The sequence below is a fragment of the Paenibacillus sp. 481 genome, assembly GCF_021223605.1.
GTDB lineage: Bacteria > Bacillota > Bacilli > Paenibacillales > Paenibacillaceae > Paenibacillus_B.
Window position 1 is genome coordinate 2,010,747 of record NZ_CP075175.1, and the last position, 19,324, is coordinate 2,030,070.

At 42.4% G+C, this 19,324-nt stretch carries 14 protein-coding genes; 4 read left to right on the forward strand and 10 right to left on the reverse strand.

The genetic code is table 11. The features are described from left to right. Positions 1-18: 18 nt before the first annotated feature. Both nfi and KIK04_RS08600 read left to right on the forward strand, forming a co-directional pair. Complete coding sequence (gene nfi, locus KIK04_RS08595; protein WP_232277851.1) at positions 19-708, forward strand: deoxyribonuclease V; 690 nt, start codon at positions 19-21, stop codon at positions 706-708. Positions 709-1,014: 306 nt separating this feature from the next. Next, a complete protein-coding gene (locus KIK04_RS08600; RefSeq protein WP_232277852.1) occupies positions 1,015-2,319 on the forward strand; it encodes a helix-turn-helix domain-containing protein in 1,305 nt (434 codons plus the stop codon). 91 nt (positions 2,320-2,410) lie between these two features. Here KIK04_RS08600 and KIK04_RS08605 read toward each other — a convergent pair whose 3' ends face one another. From KIK04_RS08605 to KIK04_RS08630, 6 genes are all read right to left on the reverse strand, one after another. Beyond that, positions 2,411-3,505: a hypothetical protein gene (locus KIK04_RS08605; protein WP_232277853.1), complete on the reverse strand. Its 1,095-nt coding sequence runs from the start codon at positions 3,503-3,505 to the stop codon at positions 2,411-2,413. A gap of 966 nt (positions 3,506-4,471) precedes the next feature. Next, the gene (locus KIK04_RS08610; protein ID WP_232277854.1) at positions 4,472-5,452 is read right to left on the reverse strand and encodes a hypothetical protein; all 981 of its coding nucleotides are present in this window, start codon (positions 5,450-5,452) and stop codon (positions 4,472-4,474) included. 369 nt (positions 5,453-5,821) lie between these two features. Beyond that, complete coding sequence (locus tag KIK04_RS08615) at positions 5,822-7,000, reverse strand: helix-turn-helix domain-containing protein (RefSeq protein WP_232277855.1); 1,179 nt, start codon at positions 6,998-7,000, stop codon at positions 5,822-5,824. Positions 7,001-7,159: 159 nt separating this feature from the next. Beyond that, positions 7,160-8,602, reverse strand: a complete 1,443-nt coding sequence (locus KIK04_RS08620) for an amidohydrolase family protein (RefSeq protein ID WP_232277856.1) — start codon at positions 8,600-8,602, stop codon at positions 7,160-7,162. A 149-nt stretch (positions 8,603-8,751) separates the two neighbouring features. Next, positions 8,752-9,768, reverse strand: a complete 1,017-nt coding sequence (locus KIK04_RS08625; RefSeq protein ID WP_232277857.1) for a hypothetical protein — start codon at positions 9,766-9,768, stop codon at positions 8,752-8,754. Positions 9,769-10,088: 320 nt separating this feature from the next. Continuing rightward, on the reverse strand, positions 10,089-10,493 hold the full coding sequence (locus tag KIK04_RS08630) for a YxeA family protein (RefSeq protein WP_232277858.1): 405 nt from the start codon (positions 10,491-10,493) through the stop codon (positions 10,089-10,091). Positions 10,494-10,809: 316 nt separating this feature from the next. Between KIK04_RS08630 and KIK04_RS08635 the strand changes: the two genes are divergently transcribed. After that, positions 10,810-12,075 (forward strand): Glu/Leu/Phe/Val family dehydrogenase, encoded by a 1,266-nt coding sequence (locus tag KIK04_RS08635; RefSeq protein ID WP_232277859.1) that lies wholly within the window; start codon positions 10,810-10,812, stop codon positions 12,073-12,075. Positions 12,076-13,305: 1,230 nt separating this feature from the next. Next, entirely contained in the window at positions 13,306-15,144 is a 1,839-nt protein-coding gene (locus KIK04_RS08640; RefSeq protein WP_232277860.1) for a glycerophosphodiester phosphodiesterase, read from the forward strand. 66 nt (positions 15,145-15,210) lie between these two features. Here the strand turns inward: KIK04_RS08640 and KIK04_RS08645 are convergent, their stop codons facing one another. The 4 genes from KIK04_RS08645 to KIK04_RS08660 all read right to left on the reverse strand — a co-directional run bounded on the left by KIK04_RS08645 (position 15,211) and on the right by KIK04_RS08660 (position 19,209). Further along, a complete protein-coding gene (locus tag KIK04_RS08645) occupies positions 15,211-15,825 on the reverse strand; it encodes an acetate uptake transporter (protein ID WP_232277861.1) in 615 nt (204 codons plus the stop codon). A gap of 167 nt (positions 15,826-15,992) precedes the next feature. Beyond that, positions 15,993-16,298, reverse strand: a complete 306-nt coding sequence (locus KIK04_RS08650; protein WP_232277862.1) for an MTH1187 family thiamine-binding protein — start codon at positions 16,296-16,298, stop codon at positions 15,993-15,995. A gap of 198 nt (positions 16,299-16,496) precedes the next feature. Beyond that, positions 16,497-16,892 (reverse strand): PPC domain-containing protein, encoded by a 396-nt coding sequence (locus KIK04_RS08655; protein WP_232277863.1) that lies wholly within the window; start codon positions 16,890-16,892, stop codon positions 16,497-16,499. A gap of 271 nt (positions 16,893-17,163) precedes the next feature. Continuing rightward, positions 17,164-19,209: a methyl-accepting chemotaxis protein gene (locus tag KIK04_RS08660; RefSeq protein WP_232277864.1), complete on the reverse strand. Its 2,046-nt coding sequence runs from the start codon at positions 19,207-19,209 to the stop codon at positions 17,164-17,166. Between the last annotated feature and the right edge of the window lie 115 nt (positions 19,210-19,324).

Below are 19,324 nucleotides of genomic sequence, written 5' to 3' on the forward strand. Positions count from 1 at the left end.
AACAGGAGGATTTTCAGCGTGGAGCCAATTATAGAACATCCTTGGAATTTAAGCGAAACCGACGCCATCAAGCTACAACAGCAATTAGCGACTAAAGTAAGTAAGATCGACCAACTGAATCATGTGCGATATGTGGCAGGTGTTGATGTCGCGTACAGTGAACATTCTGATCGGCTTATTGCGGCCGTGGCGGTATTGGATGCAAGTACGCTTGAGCTTGTCGAGGCAGTTATAGCGGAAGATGTTGTCCAGTTCCCGTATATTCCAGGCTTGTTCTCATTTCGAGAATTGCCGCCGATCGTGAAAGCACTGAAAGGGCTAGCCACAGCACCTGATTTAATCGTGTGTGATGGACAAGGGCTTGCCCATCCTAGAAGATTTGGGTTAGCAAGTCATTTGGGAGTCTTATTCGATGTGCCTACTATCGGATGTGGGAAAACAAAGTTACTCGGAGATGCACAAGAGCCAGACGCTGCACGAGGTTCTGTTGCCCCTATGCTTGATCAGGATGAGGTTATTGGTCACGTACTGCGGACCCAGCACAACATTAAGCCGATTTATGTGTCCATCGGCCATCGTATTTCGGTACGTACGGCGTGCGATTGGATATTACAATTGACGCCGCATTATCGGCTGCCAGAGACAACGCGTCAGGCCGATCAGCTCGTCCGCAAGGCTTTAACGATTGCGAAGAACTCCGCCTTATAAAAAGGATAAATAAGAACAGGGCGGCTGACGAATCTGCTCTGTTCTTATTGGGACGGGCGTCGTTGAGCAGGCGTTGCTGGACGGACGTTATTGGGACAGACGTTGTTGGGACAGGCGTTGCTGGAATAAACGTTACTGGGCGAACGTTATTGGGCAGAGCGTTATGCACGAAATCGCAAACAAAAAAATGGTGAAAAAGTGCGTTCAGCATTATAATATCAATTTACAGAAAAGGTCTATGATGGTAATATAGTGTCAAAAGCTGTAACAAGCTGTAACCCATCAATTACTCGAAAGGGTGATGAGATGAAGACCGTGTCGCTGCATTACACCACGATCGGCGACCTTATTCGACAACGAAGACAAGAAATAAAGCTCTCACTAAGGCGACTGTCACAATTGTCAGGCGTCGACAAAGCAGGCTTGTCCCGTATCGAAAACGGAGGAACAAAACGCCCCGAATTTCGAACGCTGCAAGCGTTAGCTGCCATTTTGCACATCCCGCATGAAGAACTGATTCACCATTACGTTCAGGTTGAAGACCGACCCGACGTGCTACACGAATTAATGCTGGAAGCTATTCAAGCATCCGACCCTACCTCCATGATTAAGCTTGCCACCGGATTGTTACAATCTCCGCGCGAAGACAGCTATGATCTTGTCGCACAATTGTACCAGACAGCGACGAGTGTAACAGATGTTCAGCTGCAACTGATGTTATACCAAATCATTACGGATTACTCGCGAAGCCACGGTATCCAACAATATTTTACTAGAGGACTTCTTCAACGATACTACATTGAGAAAAATGACCCCTGCAAGTATGAATCTGCCTACAAACTTGGCCAAGAAGTGGTCTATTACGCTGAATTTTTATGCCCACAAGATCGCGTAGAGCTTCACTACATATTGGGCGTCCAAGCCTACAATATGATGCTGTACGAGGACGCTATCCAGTTATGCACTTACGTGCTCGAACAGCATCGAATCTCTCCCAGCATGAACATGTACGCTCGCTTGACCATTTGTGGCGCGTACTATGAGCTAGGCCTATATGCCGAAGGACAGCATTTGTTAAGCATGTCCAATCGCCCGCATACTACGGCAGCGTCCGAAGTTACTAACATTACAGCCGCGCTAATCAACGGAAAGCTAGGGCATATAGAGGACGCTATCGAACAACTCTATACATGTTTAGATGACTGTCTGCAACAAGGCTCACACGCCAGTCTTCTTTATATCATTACTGGATTAATGGAGTTGCTTTTAGCCAACAACGATACTAGCACCGCTTTGCAACTGCTAGCTTACGAAGACATCATTTTAAATCTGCCGATGAATACACCTCTGCAACAGTCAAAACGAGCCTATTATTTTAGGCTTAAAGGGGATCTATTTTGCCGAATCGAGCAATATGATGCTGCTTTTGACCATTTTTTTATTAGTGCGCTCGAATATGCCAAGATTCATCTCTTTAGCAAAGCCTTTCAAACGCTAGGCTTAATCACGAAAGTGCTATTAAAGGTTGAGCTTGTCTATAGCAAAGCAATCGTACGTAAAATTGACCTTATGTACGATATGTTATGCTGTCATATGAACGGCCGCAGTTAACGCAACGATGAATAAGCGACACCTTGTCGGAATACCGAGGTGTCGCTTCGCAAACCATGGATCATCTCATCACCTGACAAGGTTCTCTCCTTTATTTACTAGAGCTGTTATCAACGCTAAAAGAAATAAACTGCCCTTTGGCATCTACCATCCCCACAATATCAGGCTTCCCTTTTTTACTGAAAATGTAAAGTTCCAAATCCCCACTCACGACGTAGTCTTTGCTTATATCGACTGCAAATATTTTTTTCACCATAGGAGCTGCCACTGCGATCGCCTTCTTGTTCGTATAATAACGCTTGGCAGACGGCTTCGGCGGCTGTTCTCCCGCTTTATAATATACTGGCTTGCTATTTTTCACTATGTGCATAACTAGGCCTGACTTCGCATCAATCGCCACCTGAAATCCTGTCTTCTCGTCTTCAAGCGACCAGTAATTGTCCTCTTTGTCTATAATCCGCGAAGCTCCCGTAAAAGTTACCTTTTTGCCGATAAAGCTCTCACTCGCTTGCTGCGCAACCTTGAGCGTCTTGTAATCTACCTGCCCAGCTTTGAATGTTACATTTACATTCGTTACTTTATTCGTGTTAACATCAACCGTAATATGCACATCATGCCCTGACAGATTGACACTCTGTCCTGATTCATCATGTAAGCGACTGGCCCTCTCGAACGTAAATGAGCGATTGCCATCTAGCTTGTTCAAATACTGCTTCGCGGCATCCAACACCTTTGCGCCAGCGTCTGCGACTTCGATTTCGATATGCAGGAAGAGGAGAGTCCCTTTTTGATCTAACGTAACGTTCGCTTCATCGTTTTTGGTGTAAAAATCAATATAGGGTCCGGTAACAACTGCTCTTTCTAGCTTCACATCCTTGCCTTTCCAGTATGGCTTAATCGCCTTAAGCGCTGCGTCTACGAACTTTTTATCCATCTCCGATATGTGTTTGTTCTTACTCACATAGTTATGTTTACCGCTCTCGTCGAAATAAATCTTCACCGTATCGGATGAAAATTCAGGAATAGTTATAATTTCATTGAAAGATATAGATTCGGGAAAATATATATCTTTGGTCGAAGATGTAGGTTCGGCATGTAACGGTGTTGCTGTGGCTAGTAGCCCGGTAATAGCAAGTAAAGCAGTAATGGATTTAAGCGACTTCGATTCCAGCTTATTTACATGCATTGAAAGTGCCTCCTTAAGCTCATTCATTTAAAAAAGGTGACTATTTCTTGATGCACTCATCAAGAAACGATCACCGTCTTCATCCTAATTAAGAGCGAATGTGCTGTGCCTTTATGACTACGACTATGAAACAACAACGCCTAGTATAATTAACTTCGATATGATTATAGGACTTATAGGTAAATAAATCCATAATTAGTTTTGTAAGTTTATACTTTAAAAATATTAACTACCATTTTTAAATTTAAAATCCTTTATTGTGTTTCATAAGGAAACAAATATTTTTAAGTAATTAATATAAAATTTTTCTATTTGGTCTGGATAAAAATCGATCGGCAGGCATTCGAGGCAAAAAAAGACCACAATGCCGTTAGAAAATGACTTCCACGCATTGTGGTCCGAACTATTTTTATTCGACGCGTTCTAACAACTCCACGTATTGCATGGCAATGGTCAGTTCATAGAACTCACCTTTTGTATTAATACACGTATCCTTCTTTAATTCATATGTAAGCTGAGGATTATATTTCTTAAGCTGTGCCAATACCTTTTCCTTCAGTACGCTATCTATTTCGGCTAATGGAAAAGAGATATGCACTTTAATAAGTGCATATCTCTTCAGGCTGTCGAGAAAGCAAAGTTAGTTCTTAACGGTTGCCATAGTGGCTATATCGCCAAATTTATCTCGTTTTGATTTCTAACGGTTATAGGTGAGCTTACTTCTCCAATTTCATTCAAAATCCAGCTGTTTTCATCGTAATAAGCGCCATCATAACCGTTAAATGTTGAATGGGTTCATATTCGCTGAAATAACAACTGTGGCGACCGTTAGGAGCGGAGGCACAGTGAATCAGCTGACTACCAACCGATAAATGCGAAGCTGCTTATGAGGAGTCCAATCCCTAATTTTTTGTACCATTTCATGCTACGCGTTCCCCCAAGATAAATACAATTCAACCTAACCTGCTAATTAAAAATAGCTTCGCCCGTATCAATCCAAAACTGATAGAATTCACCTTTATCATTGATGTATCCACCTACTTCAGGATGACTTATCGTAGGCTTACTACCTTTTTTAAAAGCATATGCATAAATAGGCTTTGGTACCGTGTAATCTTTTAAATCAATATTAAATAGTTTTTTAACGAGCGGTGTTGCTGTTTTTTTCACTTTAGCGCTTGTAAATGATGTGGAAGCAGAGCCTTTATCCTTTTCCTTCAAGTAGACAACGTATACCTTATGGGTTCTACCATCCACTTTAACCCTATTTCCATTAGCAAACGTAATCGTAAAAAAGTCATAATTATATCGCTTAGCCGTATGACGCTCAACATGCTTGACCGCTCCTGATTTCCCCTTCATATCCACTAAGGCTTTTTTTGCTACTTGTACTAATTTAGGATTTAGCTTAGAAATACGATAGTCTGTCTGAACCTCGATTAGATTCCCTGTCTTGTTATCCATAACAAGATGATTCGCATATGATTTTTTGTCATAAAAAATCCACTCATCTCGCTTATCTTCTACTTCCTTGAGGCGCGTAGCATGACTGAGTTCAAATTCAAGCTCGCTATCATACCGTTTTAGCTGGTCAAGCACATTTTCCATTATCGCAGGATCAACTTCTTCACCCGTAAATGGGATATACGCCGAAATGAGCTGCTTACTCTTTTTATTTACTAACACTCTTGAAGATTCATCACTTAATTCAAATTCTATGATTTGAACCCCAAAATCGTTTTTATATTCAGAAACGGCTACAGGTTCTAGATTATGATTAGGTACTAACTCCTTTATGGTCTGATTAACAACGGAAATGATTTGTTTATCCACATTTGCAAGGCTGACTTCTTTTGTATATGCGGTTACTACAGTCGTAAAAGGCGAAACGGATAGAAGTAATGCGGCTACACTCAAGCCGATTAAACCTTTTTTGTACCATTTCATGATGTGTTTACCCCCTAAAATGATTTCTCTGATGTACATTGGTATACATACATCGTATACGCCGATCGGGCATCTTAGTTAAGTGTATAATCACTTGGTTAATTAATCCACGGGGAAATATGGAGGTATTTCGACACTCAAAAAGGCCAGTCTGAAACTGACCTTTACGTGAGTTCTTCTTATAGTCGATGAGGCCAGCTATTTCCCAAATCCTCATGTGGTTTACTTATGGTTACCTGCTCTAACAATTAAATTACCATGGCTTCCATTCAGGGCCTGGCACACTCATTGGTGTAATAGCGGATGGGTCTATTACTGGTACCACAATAATTAATACCACTAAACAAATGAATCCGATTATCTTTGTTTTCATATTAACTCTTCTTTTTTTCGTAGAGCAGCACACACGGAGTTGATTTTGCGAATAGTCTCAACGCCAATCAGTTCGTTGTTGTTAAGGAGTAATTCCGTTACGTGGTGGAAGCTATCGAACGCTTCTTCACGTTTTGAAATGTAGGTATACTTCTCTACGCTCGTCAAGTAGGCGTCAACTGCGCAATCAAACTCTGCTAAAGCCGATAATACATGCCCTTTTATTCTATAATAGCGAGCAATTTCAGCTCCTACCATCGGCGTTAAAAAAACGATCCCCTGTATCTTATCATCGTAGGAAAACAATTTTTGAGCTGCGGCAATGTCATCATTTTGCAGATGAATTTCAAGCAGCCCCGTTACAATGTGAATAAAATTATTGTCCGCTGCATCTTGCAAACAGGCAGTTAGCTCAATCTTTGCAAAGGCAGTGTTACCAACTTTACTTTCAACTAAGGCGTTAGCCACTCGGTGTTTTTCAGCACTTCCGGCAAATTTGAAAGTGATATATTTGTTGTAATAATGTTTGCACTCATCATAACGTGTCAAACTGTAAGCATGAACCGCCAGCTTGTAGTACAGCAAAATTTTTTCGTCGTGTGAAAGGAAATTTTTATAATTTAAGATGTGTTTCCCATATTGATACGTGGACTCCAATCGAGTAAAGTCGTTTCGTTCTATGAAGTACGATTGCAATTGTCCCTTCGCTAGATACAGCATGACTCCGTGATCACGGGAATAATCAATAATGGTTTGAAACAACAAATATTTTAGTGCTGGCTCGGCTTTACAGGTGGTTGTTATATCGTAAAGTTTCTCGATTGCGTCAAAGCTATCTTCGTTTGGGGACTCTAAATATTTGATGGCTATTTTTGAAGCTAGTGAAGCGCTGCCTAATGATATAACTTCTTCTAAAATCGAAAGCAGTATATCAATTCTTGGAACGACACAGATGTAGTGTTCGACAGTCACTTCATATGGAGTGTTCAAGGATTTGGCAATGTTTTGAATAGTGGCGTACTCTGATCGCTTAATCTCCCCATTTTCAATTCTTGCAATCGTTGTGCGATGAACTCCTGACAGTTCTTGTAGTTGGGGGACAGACAAATCTGCGTCTATTCTGTGCTGTCTAAGGAGATCGCCTATAGTTAAATATAGTTGCGAACCCGTGGACATATGCGTGCCCTCCTTTTGACATGAAATAATGGTATATAGTTCACCGTGTTTTACCTATCTCGTAAATCGAAAACAAAAAGGCACCGCTATAAAAGCAGTGCCTAGTGCGGGTAATTTAAAGTTCCTCCATCGATAAACATATTTATCACATGCAGTCTCTTATTTCTTCTTACGAGAACGCGAGAATTCCTCAATGACAGGATACGTCTTCACCATGTTAGTGAGCGCTGTCTTATCGAGCAAATGCCCATTCATCACAACCGCATGAATACGAGTTGTGTTGCGAATATCCGTCAGCGGATTAGCGTCTAGTAAGACGAGATCCGCCTGTTTCCCTGCCTCAACCGTGCCTTGCTGATCCTCATTTTCCAAGTAGCGTGCTGGGTTGATCGTAGCGGACTGCAGAGCTTGCAGCGGGCTAAGCCCCGCTTTAACTAGCAGCTGTAATTCCTCATGTAAACTAAAGCCGTAATATAAATTTTGCATGCCATACGTCACGTCAGAACCAGCCATAATCGGAACACCCGCCTGATTCATTTTGCGAACTAAATCCAAATTAATCTGCTCCATTTTCTTAAGAAGAACACCCGCTTTTTTATCTTTTAGCGACTGTTTGATGATCTGAGCCCATTGCTGTTGAATAGCTGGCTGAATAAATCGAATACGCTCATCCGGAGCCAATGTATTTAAACTTGTCATCGTGACAAGCGTGGGAACTTGATACGTCTCGTTCTTTTTAAAAATTTCAAACAGTTTCCCAGCTTCCACAGCATCATACTGTGCTGCTGCTTGAAGTTCATATTCATAGTAAAGCAAATGATCTTTGTCGAGAGCGCCTTGTTCTGCTTGCTTCACAAATCGATTGAATAGGCCTGATTGTTTAGAAGCCGTAGCTATGTGCATACCGTGCAAATGCTCAAAGCTTCTCATACCGTCATTAGAAGCTACTCCTGCTCCTACGGTAAAAGGTAAATGACCGCTAATCGGTAGCTGCTGCTTGTTTGCTTCGTCAACAACAGCCTTATACATGTTCTCCGAAATGTGAGAGTAAATTTTAACATGATCCACCTTGTATGATTTCAACTGCCGCACCGCTTTACGGGCTTCTGCTTCAGTTTGCAAATTGTATTGATGCGGTGGCACCTGATTATTCGGAAATTTATTAACGACTTTGCCGGAATACACGATGCGGGGAGTTAACGTGCCTTTTTGATTTAGTTTGTGTGTTATTTGAACATGATGGAGACTAGAGCCCATATCTCTAACGCCCGTCACTCCATTTGCCAAAAAGTGAGGCACGGCGCTATCCATATAATTATCCATATGCACGTGCATATCCCACAAGCCTGGAATGAGATACTTCCCCGAGGCTTTAATAATACGAGCTTTATCAGGAACATCGATATCACTCGTATCATCAATGCGTGCGATTTGGTTGTCTGTGACTACAACCGATTGATTCGGCTTAAGCTTCCCTGTCTTCACATCTACTATAGTAACATCCTGCACAATAAGGCTGGTGTTCTCGGTCGGCTTCGGCGGCACAATCATAGCATGACTCGTTTGCGCCAACATTCCCGATAGCATGATTACAATCAACATTTTTACACTGTTCTTAAACAAATACATTCACCCTTTTCCCTAATATGTGTTCACACCAATCAGATGTCTAAGGGTGAATATACCTGCTCATTTGTCATATGGCATAGTGACAAACTGTCATAAGACGAATATGACACGATATGTAGCTGTTATCTCGTCTCCAACATTTTAAACTGCCAGAACTCTCCCTTACTATTAATCACTCCGCGAATGGAAGGCTGCCCTTGCTTCGTGAACGTGTACATATCTAACTTCACATCTACGCTAGTTCCACTTAACTGAACATTAAATAGCTGTTGAACCATGGAATTTGCCGCATTTATCGCCTGCTCACTTGAATAGAAAGGAACAGCAAACACGTCTTTTTTCGTTTGCCCTTGCTTAGGTGCGATGTACTTATTTTTGGCCAAAATAGATACGACATTGCCCATGTTTGCCTCAATATTGACGACATAATCCGCCTTTAGATCATATAGCTTCCATAGGTCAACACTACCGACTTGCACGCGCAGCGCCTTATCAAAAGCCACATCTTTGCCCGAAAACTGCTTTATCGCCGTTTTTGCCGTATCCAGTGCACTCTTCTCGACACCGTTTACCGCATATTCAGTCGACACATACGTAATCAGATTACTCTTTGCATTCACTTCCACAAACAATTTATTATTGCCCATAAAGGAATACCTATCTGTATTTGAAAAATGAGCTTTACTGCGCGTTATCTTATCGAACGTATACGTTCGCTTAGCATCCATTTGTTGCAAATGACCTTTTACCATATCCATTAAAGAAGGGTCTACTTCGTGCAGCTTAAACTGCACATTAACCGAACGTACCTTGCCAGACTGCTCGACTGTGACATCGACATCTTTTTCCTTCGAATAAATCACATACCGATTATCTGGCAATAACACGACCTCATTCAGCTCTACTACCTTATTAGGTGCAATTTCTCTTATTGCTTGTAATGCAGCATCCTTAACATGGGCATCTATATGAGATATGGTCAGCTCATTATGCTCAGACTCGCGTTCAGTCATCGTTTCCACTTCTTGTGAAGCTGTTTGTTTCGATGCAGCTGACACGTTAGTTGCATACAAAGGAACTGTTGACAGCAATAAGCCTGTGACCGTTAGTGTGGTAAGAAACAACCGATAAGATTTCATATTTGCTATCCTCCTGAATTCGTTATACCGTTAAATCGTTGAATCGTGAAACCGCGAAAATATTAACTCGTTATACGTTTAAGCCATACTTCTAATAACGAAGTATCCTACCATAACTTTCATACCATTTCATCCCAACATTTGCAACAGTGTTGAATCATTCCCATCTGTACATGGAAAATAAAAAACACTTGCTCCTTTTACTGACTAACTGATTAGCAGTAAAAACAAGCAAGTGTTTATGAATGAGCATGTACGATCTAGAATGAGCTAGAGTGAGCTATAGTAAGATAGGATAAGCTGGGCTTATTTGAAATGAGTTAGTTCGTCATTTGTACTGTGTTGTCCATCTTCTCTTTAGCCTTTTGCGGTATTTCCTCAGATTGAATTTCTTCATAGGTGGCTACTTCGTGATTTCCTCTATCATCTGTATACTCCCTTACATGCACAAGGAGATAAGCATTTTGTTTCAAGTTTTTATGCGCGCTAAATGTAATTGGCGTCTCTGTGCCATCTTTATCATACGCTTTTAGTTGATAGTAATAACGTGACGAGTCCTCGTCCGCACCTTGCTTATCCCCATTGTTCGTAATTTGAACGTACATTTTCGTGGCACCCCATTGCTGCTTCACCTTTGCGAGGTCTACTCCCGAGAGCACCAATCCAGCACCCAGCACGACACCAAATACGACAACAACCATCAATGCAATCGCGACTTTTTTCAATTGGTTCACCTTCTATATATTGTGATATTTCGTATATTAGCACAGCCCCTCCGATCTACACATTTATTTGCATGACAACATCCTTTCATTAATGTCACGATACGTGTTTAAAAAATGCATAACCGCAAAATGTAAGGGTTTACATAAAGCTTTTGTATTAAAAACATATTTTTTTGGATAAAAATACGCAAAAAAGATCGCGTTATCATATAAATATTACCATTTATTGTTTGGTTTTCTATATTCAAATCCGTACGTTGTATTTATAATGTTTGAAAAGCATTCCTATTTTCCAGTTGAAAGGAAGTTGATATCTATGAAAACCGCACAAATCGAGCAGACAGAAACGCTAAATCCGTACGAAATCGCGAAACAGCAAATTGATGCAGCAGCGACTAAGCTACAACTCCCTCTGCATATTACAGAATTGCTCAAACGACCAAAGCGCGTACTCACTGTCAACTTTCCCGTACAAATGGATGATGGCACGGTACGCATTTTTGAAGGCTACCGTTCCCAGCATAACGATGCTATCGGGCCAACAAAAGGTGGCATTCGCTTCCACCCCGATGTAACGCTGGATGAAGTTAAAGCGCTATCCATGTGGATGACATTCAAATGTGGCGTTGTCGGCTTGCCTTACGGCGGCGGTAAAGGTGGCGTTATATGCGACCCGCGCACATTGAGCAAGCGCGAACTCGAGCGTTTGAGCCGTGCTTTTATGGAAGCAATTGCTGACATTGTCGGCCCTGAACGTGATATCCCCGCACCAGACGTATATACGACACCAGAAATTATGGGCTGGATGATGGATACGTACAGCCGCCTTAAAGGACATTATTCTCCAGGCGTCATTACAGGGAAGCCGATTATCGTAGGCGGCTCTCAAGGACGTACGAACGCTACGGCGCAAGGTTGCGTATACGCGATTCGCTCCGCACTGCAAGACATCGGCCTACCGATTGAACAAGCGACTGTCGCGGTTCAAGGCTTCGGCAACGCGGGACGCATTGCAGCACGGCTGTTAGCTGAACTTGGTTGTAAAATCATCGCCGTAAGTGATTCACGTGGCGGTATCTACGATCCAAACGGATTGCAAATTGACCGTGTGGAACAATTGAAAGACGAATCATCTATCGCTAATTATGGCCCATCGTGTCATATCACGAACGAGCAATTGCTAGAGCTTGATGTAGATATCCTTATTCCAGCTGCGCTTGAGAACGTAATTACGCAGGAAAATGCAGCACGCATCAAGGCACGTATCGTGGCAGAGGCAGCAAATGGCCCTACGACGCCAGAAGCAGACAGCATCTTGAGCAAAAAGGGTACCATCGTCATTCCGGATATTTTGGCGAATGCTGGTGGAGTTACGGTGTCGTACTTTGAATGGGTACAGAACTTAATGAACTACTACTGGAGCGAAGCCGAAGTATTGGAGAAGCTAGAAACGACGATCGTACAGTCGTACGAAGCGGTTCGTGATTTAGCGAAGACGTACGATACGGATCTTCGTACGGCAGCGTATATGATTTCGCTTAAGCGCGTTACCGAGGCAATGCAAGCTCGCGGTTGGGTGTAAATTGAGGATTGAATTTTTATAAATTTTCATAGTAGATACAATAGCTTGGATCAAGCCGTTTCGTGAGAAGAGGGATGTCTCGAAAGTCGTTGAACATGACGACAGGGCATCTCTCTTCTCATTTTGCGGCTAATGACTATCGTTGCGGACACAGTGAGCCTCTATTAAGTAAGTAGACACAGTCTTTAATTGGTCACCAGTAAACGTATAATCCCTCTCAAAGAATAGATACCAATTAAATCTCGAAACTTTACCAATACGCATGGCTACAGGAGTGCTAGATGTACGCCCTCCCGTCTCAATTTTGAAGTATGAGCTTCGATTATTACATGCTGATTTTGCAACAACTTTTTGCGTTTTAGACCCTCGGTACTGCATAGGTCATTTGCGAGGCTGCTTCATTATAGGACCTTCCTTTTCGTAATTATAGACCGGACATTCTTTTTATTCCTTTATCGCATTATCTAGCTGCACTTTTTAAGACTCTCTTTATAAGGAGCAGTAGTTCATCGTTGCTGCACATCATTTCCCTACACCACTTGTGCACAAATTATCTGATTGAGAGTATACAGCAATGCGCAAAGCTATCCTTTTTTTTGATTACCTTGCGACATATAAAAATAAAAAACGCCTGCAATAGCAGAACGTTATACCTAGTACTTTATCTATTTAACAGGGGAATTCAAACTCAATGTTATGGTTATGATGTAGATAAATACTTATATGCACCGTTAAAATGGCCCTTGATGTTGGCGTTTAAAAAAACCTTCAATTTTATCGAGTGTTATAGTATCCATGATGTGGTTTTTTTCTTGTGTTTTCTTAGTCCTTAGATACGGCGTGAAAATTTATGCAGGATGGATGTAATGGCTTGTACTAACTCTTCTTGTGAAGAAAAGCTTTCGTTTTAACGACGATAATTTCAACGCCGAATTTATTTAGAAACCTCATTGCAACGACAACTCTCCTTCATCACCATATTGAAAATTACATGAAATTATATAAATATTGGGTATTCGACAACAACCTAGGTCTTCCTCCTTATTTTCAGAGCTAGTTACGACTTTAATCCCCTTTTCTTCATACAATAACGTGATGACAATCATTTACTAGCGAATATACGTTCCATTTTGTAGTTATATTTTTCTAGGAAAAAGCCTTATAATGTGAAGTAGTACATATGTAAAATGTCGTCATACACTTAGCTCCACTTAGAAAGAAGTTGAATATATGGGATTATTCAATCGAATCAATCAAAAAAAAGAACGCTTATTATCGTTTCAAAATACACGAGCCATCATTCAAGTGTGGAAACATGCCTATCGTCCATTTTTACTATTCGAACTTGTATATAAGCTGCTTACACTTGGATTGTTTATTCCGTTTATGTCGCTCATTTTTAATAAAATGCTCGATCTTGGCGGGTATAACACCGTAGCCAATCACGATTTACTACGCTTCATATTCAGTAAATACGGGCTGCTCAGCCTTATCTTAATGGCACCTGTCGCCGTGATGCTCATCTACGTCGAGTTTGCCGTCCTCATTTATATCGCCTATTACGGCGCTAAAGGTCAAACCGTTCGCATCCGCCCTGTATTGCTAAAGGCTATGTCACGTCTGTCTGGGTTATGGCGTATCGGTGTATTCGGCTTAACGATGTACTTGCTGCTGTTGTTCCCGATGCTTAGCGCAGGCTTTGGCTCATCGCTGCTACCTAACATTGTTATTCCGAACTTTATTACAGGCGAATTAATGAAGTCTGGCTTAGGTACAGCCATATTTATATTGTTTGCGACATTCGTGTTCGTCTTAAATTTGTTATGTGTATACTCTTTACCTATTCTCGTATTGGAACATACAAACCATTTCTGGTATGCCGCTCGAAAAAGCATGAAGCTGTTCTGGAAGAGCAAATGGTCCCTGTTCAAAATGATCATCGAGTGGGTCATGCTTTTTGTTGGCTTTTTGCTGTTCGTGTTTATTCTATTCATCGTCGCACTTAGCTTTCTAGGCGGTAGGGAAATTCCCGAGATGGTCATATTGGGCGGCAGTTGGCTGATTAGTGTGCTCGCCTATACGCTTACGCTTGTGATGACGCCTCTATTTATTACCGTCATTACGAGACTATATTTGCGCTATGCAGGCGAAGGCAGCATTAAGCTCCATTCGGACGACTTGGATTTGACCGTATGGGAGAAAGGCGAGCAGCGTCGTTATTTTGTAAAGCAGCACCGGACTAAATTTGCAACGTTTGGCCTGCTTATTATGATCGCTGTCGGCTGGGGTGTAACCGCCCAACTAACTCATTTCGGAGAAGCACCGGATAAGTTCACGATTATGGCTCATCGTGGCGATGTCCAATCTGGCGTTGAAAATACGATGCAAGCATTCGATGCTGCTATCGTTGCAGGCGCTGACTACATTGAGCTTGACGTATTGCAAACGAAGGACGGGAAATTAGCCGTTATTCACGATATTAATTTAAAGCGGTTGTCTGGGCATAACGTCAATGTATACGATTTGACACTCTCGCAGCTGCAACAATTTCCGCTGCACCAAAATGGGTTTGAAGGTTATGTATCTTCGCTTGATGAAGTGCTGACAGCGATGAAGGGACGGGTCAAGCTCAATGTCGAGTTAAAAACTCACGGTTATGAACATGACTTAGTAGGTACGTTTGTAGACACGATACGACGCCATAAGGCAGAATCGTGGGTTGTCGCGCAGGCCATTGAATACGAGCTCGTTCAGGACTTAAAAAAGGCAGCACCTGAGCTGAAAGTAGGTTATGTTATTTTCGCCACGTTTGCACGAGACGTGGACTTCAACGCCGACTTTTTCGTGTTAGAAGAGTCATGGGTGAATGCGCGCATTATTACTTCGGCTAAATTAAAAGGTAAGCCGCTATACGTCTGGACCGTCAACGATCCAGCAGGCGTGGAGAAATGTTATACGTTAGGTGTGGACGGCATTATTACAGATATCACAGCCGAGGCCAAGGAAACGGTCGACCTGCTGCAAGAGCCGTATATCAAGACCGTACTCTCTATTCCTCAGATTCCATAAAACAAACCCGGCGCTGTATACGGACATTCCATCCGCAACAGACCGGGTTTATATATAAGCTATGAATTACTTTTTGAAAATGCCGAAAGGCTTACCGATTGGCAAGAATGTGCGTCCAAAGTGGATGTTAAGCACAGATGCTGCACAACCGTAGAAGCTAAGCATGGAAATAACAAATTCAGAGTAAGCCGCCAACATGTGCATCGCGTGCGCCATAATTCCAAATGCGTTACCTGCCAAACCGATAAACAAGAAATCAATCGCTACAAATGTATAGAACAATACTTTGTTCGTTTCCATTGCGCCAATTGTCATGAACAAGCAGAAGATCAAATAACCGACATAAGCAACGCCCAATTGACGAGGATCAGCTTGTGCAGCAAGTGCTTCACCGAATACGCCATTTTGAATCATCCACGACATACCGACTGCAAGCCAGAAGAACGTGAAGGCACCGAATGCTGTTGCACCGAACGTGTTACCTTTTTTCGCGTCGTGAATACAAGCGAATAATTGTGCAAATGCACCAAGGAAAATAGCCCAAGGCAGTACAAATGCAATCCCGTCCGTCCAACCAAGCTTGGAGGACGAAGCTACTAGTGTGATAATCGCAAGACCGAACAATCCAAGTGCACTTGGATCAATGGTCGCCACTCTTACTTGTTGTGTTTCTTTGCTCATTACAATAAGCTCCCCTTTTTGTACAATAGCAATACCATGTTGTGTTAGGTTGTCAAAAACCAACAGCCAATATTCTATCATAGGGAGCGGTATGCATGTAACATTTAGTTCATATGTAATTTATGGTAAAGTTGGATTTCCCATTGACAATGCTTCTAACGACCTATTTATTGATTCAATTTGTCCCGTACAGATTGCAGCTTTTGCTCACTCGAAGCCACCTTATCACGGCGATCATCAATCTTAACTGCAGTAGACACGCGCTGTGCCCCTGCTTGAAACGGGCTCTCATGCAGCGCTTGAATCGCTGCAAATATCCGGTCCAGCGGCCCCTCCACAATGGTACCCATTGATGTTAGCTCATAACGAATGCCTTCTACTTGCTCCAGCGCATGCTGCATGCCCACGACATACTCACTCAGACTCGTTGTGGCTGTCCCAATTGGAATCACTGTAATTTCGGCAATGGCCATGAATGTAACCTCCCAAACAATTGTCGTCCAACTTGTTAACTGTTAAGTGTTAAGGATCGTTCCTATAATCCTTAGTATATTCAACTATTATAATTTAACCATTGTATCTTTGTAACTCCTTCTAATAATAGCTATAAAGCGCTCAATAAAAAAACCAACTTCTACCGTTCGTAGAAGTTGGCTGAGTCGAGTCCATTTTTAATTCGCGTTGTTGATGTCTAGTATGTAAGATGATTTATTATTTTTATCCATACCAATTACTTTGATATAGTACTTTGTATTGGCCTCCAAGTAATGAACAATTTCTTCATTTGCGGTGCCTGGGTTGTTTGACTTAGCTATGCTCTTCTCGTTTTTATCATAAAGACGCAAAGCAGCATCTGCCGTTAAGCCAATCAATCTAATGCTGTAATTACGACTTGATTTAGGGATGAAGTAAAAATAATCATCATCCGTCCAGGTTACACTTCCTTCTTCAGCCACCTTCTTGATCTCGCTAGCTTTAGCGAAAGAATTACCATGAGCAAACACCGAACCTGCCGAAGCACCCGTAATCAACGCTGCACCGACCAAGCTTAATAGCACTTTTTTCATGTTCAAAACCTCCTTGACCTTCTTAAATTTAAGGATTTCTCCTTGGCTCTATCGTAGTATAAATCTAGCTCAACGATTAGTAGACTACGATGACTTTAAGTGGTACTTTCATTACTTTTTCAAAATTAGATACGCTAAAATCGTTTTCGACTTTACACTTTACTACAACTAAATTTCGCGTTTGATTTCAAAAAAAGGCCTTTAAAACCACTACGTGGAATTAAAGGCCTTCTATTTATTCTAAGTTACCGTCAAATCGATTTGACGAATTCTACACCTTGAACTGACGCACATGCAACTGCAAATCTTCCGCCATCTTCGCCAATGACGTCGCCGAGGAGCTAACCTGCTCCATTGCAGCCAGCTGCTCTTCAGTCGCCGCAGATACACTCTGCGTGCCTTCAGCCGATTGCTCTGCCACTTGCGTAATGACATGGACTTGAGAGACCGCATAGTCGGTGCTCGTGTTCATTTGCACCAAGTAAGACGTCACTTCTTGAATTTGTGAAGCTACGGATTGAACCGCGTTCATAATTTCATTAAATGACTCGCCCGCTTGATTGACAACTTCGATGCCGACCGCAACTTCTTGCGTACCGCGCTCCATCGATTCAATCGCCTCTGCTGTTTCTTTTTGAATCGCAGCCAAAAGCTCCGCTATTTGTTTCGTCGATTCCCCCGACTGCTCGGACAGCTTGCGCACCTCGCCAGCAACGACTGCGAAGCCACGCCCATGCTCACCAGCACGTGCCGCTTCAATGGCCGCATTAAGCGCCAGCAAATTCGTCTGCCCTGCAATACCGGAAATCACTTGCACAATGTTATCAATTGTTGCCGAACGCTGACCAAGGCGTTTCACCGTCTCATTAATCGTGTTCACCGTCGTATGAATAGACTCCATCTGACGCTCCACCGATTGAATAGCACGATTTCCAATTTCAGCACTTTCGGATGCACTCATCGCCGAGTTGGCCACGCCTTGCGCATTAGCTGCAATTTGCTGCACGCCTTCCGCTACATCACGAATCGAGCGCACGCTTTCCTCGACGTTCTTCACTTGCTTCTCCGTGCCATCCGCTACCTCTTGGATCGACACCGCAATATGCTCAGTCGCCTTGCTCGTATGATCCGCATTTGCCGACAACTCCTCGGCTGACGTAGTTACGTCTTCAGCCGTACGGTTAACTTGCACGATAAAGCTGCGCAGCGTCCTAATCATCGTATTGACCGCAGTCGTCAGCCTGCCGACCTCATCCTGCGACTTCACCGGCAACTCATCAAGGCTCAAGTTGCCTTGAGAAATAAGCTCCGCTGCATTTGACACCGCTATAATTGGTCGTGTAATTTGCTGTGCAATAAAGTAAGCAAGTGCAATCACAGCTAAGCTTACGAGTAGAACGATAATCGTTACGTTTGTCTTAATCGACGCTACAGCAGCCGTAATTGAATCCTCTGGGATATGCATGTACACACTATATCCAGCTGTTGATACTGGCGCATATGCTACCGTATAATTATGTCCCGCTTCGCTATATGTATATGAAGCCGCTTCCGCCTTCTTCCCATCCAAAATCGTCGTCAATCCAGCAGATAGCTTCGCTTCTTTCGCCGTCTTTCCGATGAGCTCTTTATTCGGATGGAGTTGAATTTTGCCCTGGTTGTCCATGACAATCGGATAGCCGACACCGTTATCAATGTACAAATCCTTCATAATCTTAGATGTAAATCCTTCAAAATTGACAAGCCCTGTCAACACACCTTTTACGTTGCCGTCAACTCCTTTAACAGGAGAGGCCATAATAATAGAGCGTTTGCCCGTTGTCTTGGCTAAGATTACGTTCGTAAACGTTTCTTGGCCTTCCAGCCCGTTTTTGAAAAACGGACGCATTCCCAAGTTGATGCCGATACTGTCTTTGAATGTGTCTGCTTTCACAAGGCCATCCGTACCAATAAACGTGTTGCCGTCATACGCCTGAGTTACCTTTTTTAACGATTGCAAATAAGCCGATTTCTGTACATGATCATCTGAGCGAATGTCTGTCGTTGACGCTAGCAAGCGTATCTCCGTCATACGTTCATCTAAATAAGAGTCCATCATCATTGCCGTGCTTTTCGTAAGTGCTAGATAAGAATCACTTTGTTTCTCTATCGTCTTTTGTGTACCTGTATTGTACACGTACAGAGACGTTGAAATGAGCGGAATAAACGATACAACTAGAAACCAGACAATAAGCTTATTTTTCAAGTTCCCTGTAAACCACGTGCGAATCAGACTGTCGGCTTTATGAGCCGAATCTTGTCCGACATTTGCGTCCATTAATAATTCCTCCACTCTATCCTATAAAGTTCTCTAGTTATGGGTAAGCCGCATGTATGTTCGAAGGTGTGTATTAGCATCATGATGTGATTACATGCTATATATGTTGAGGGGA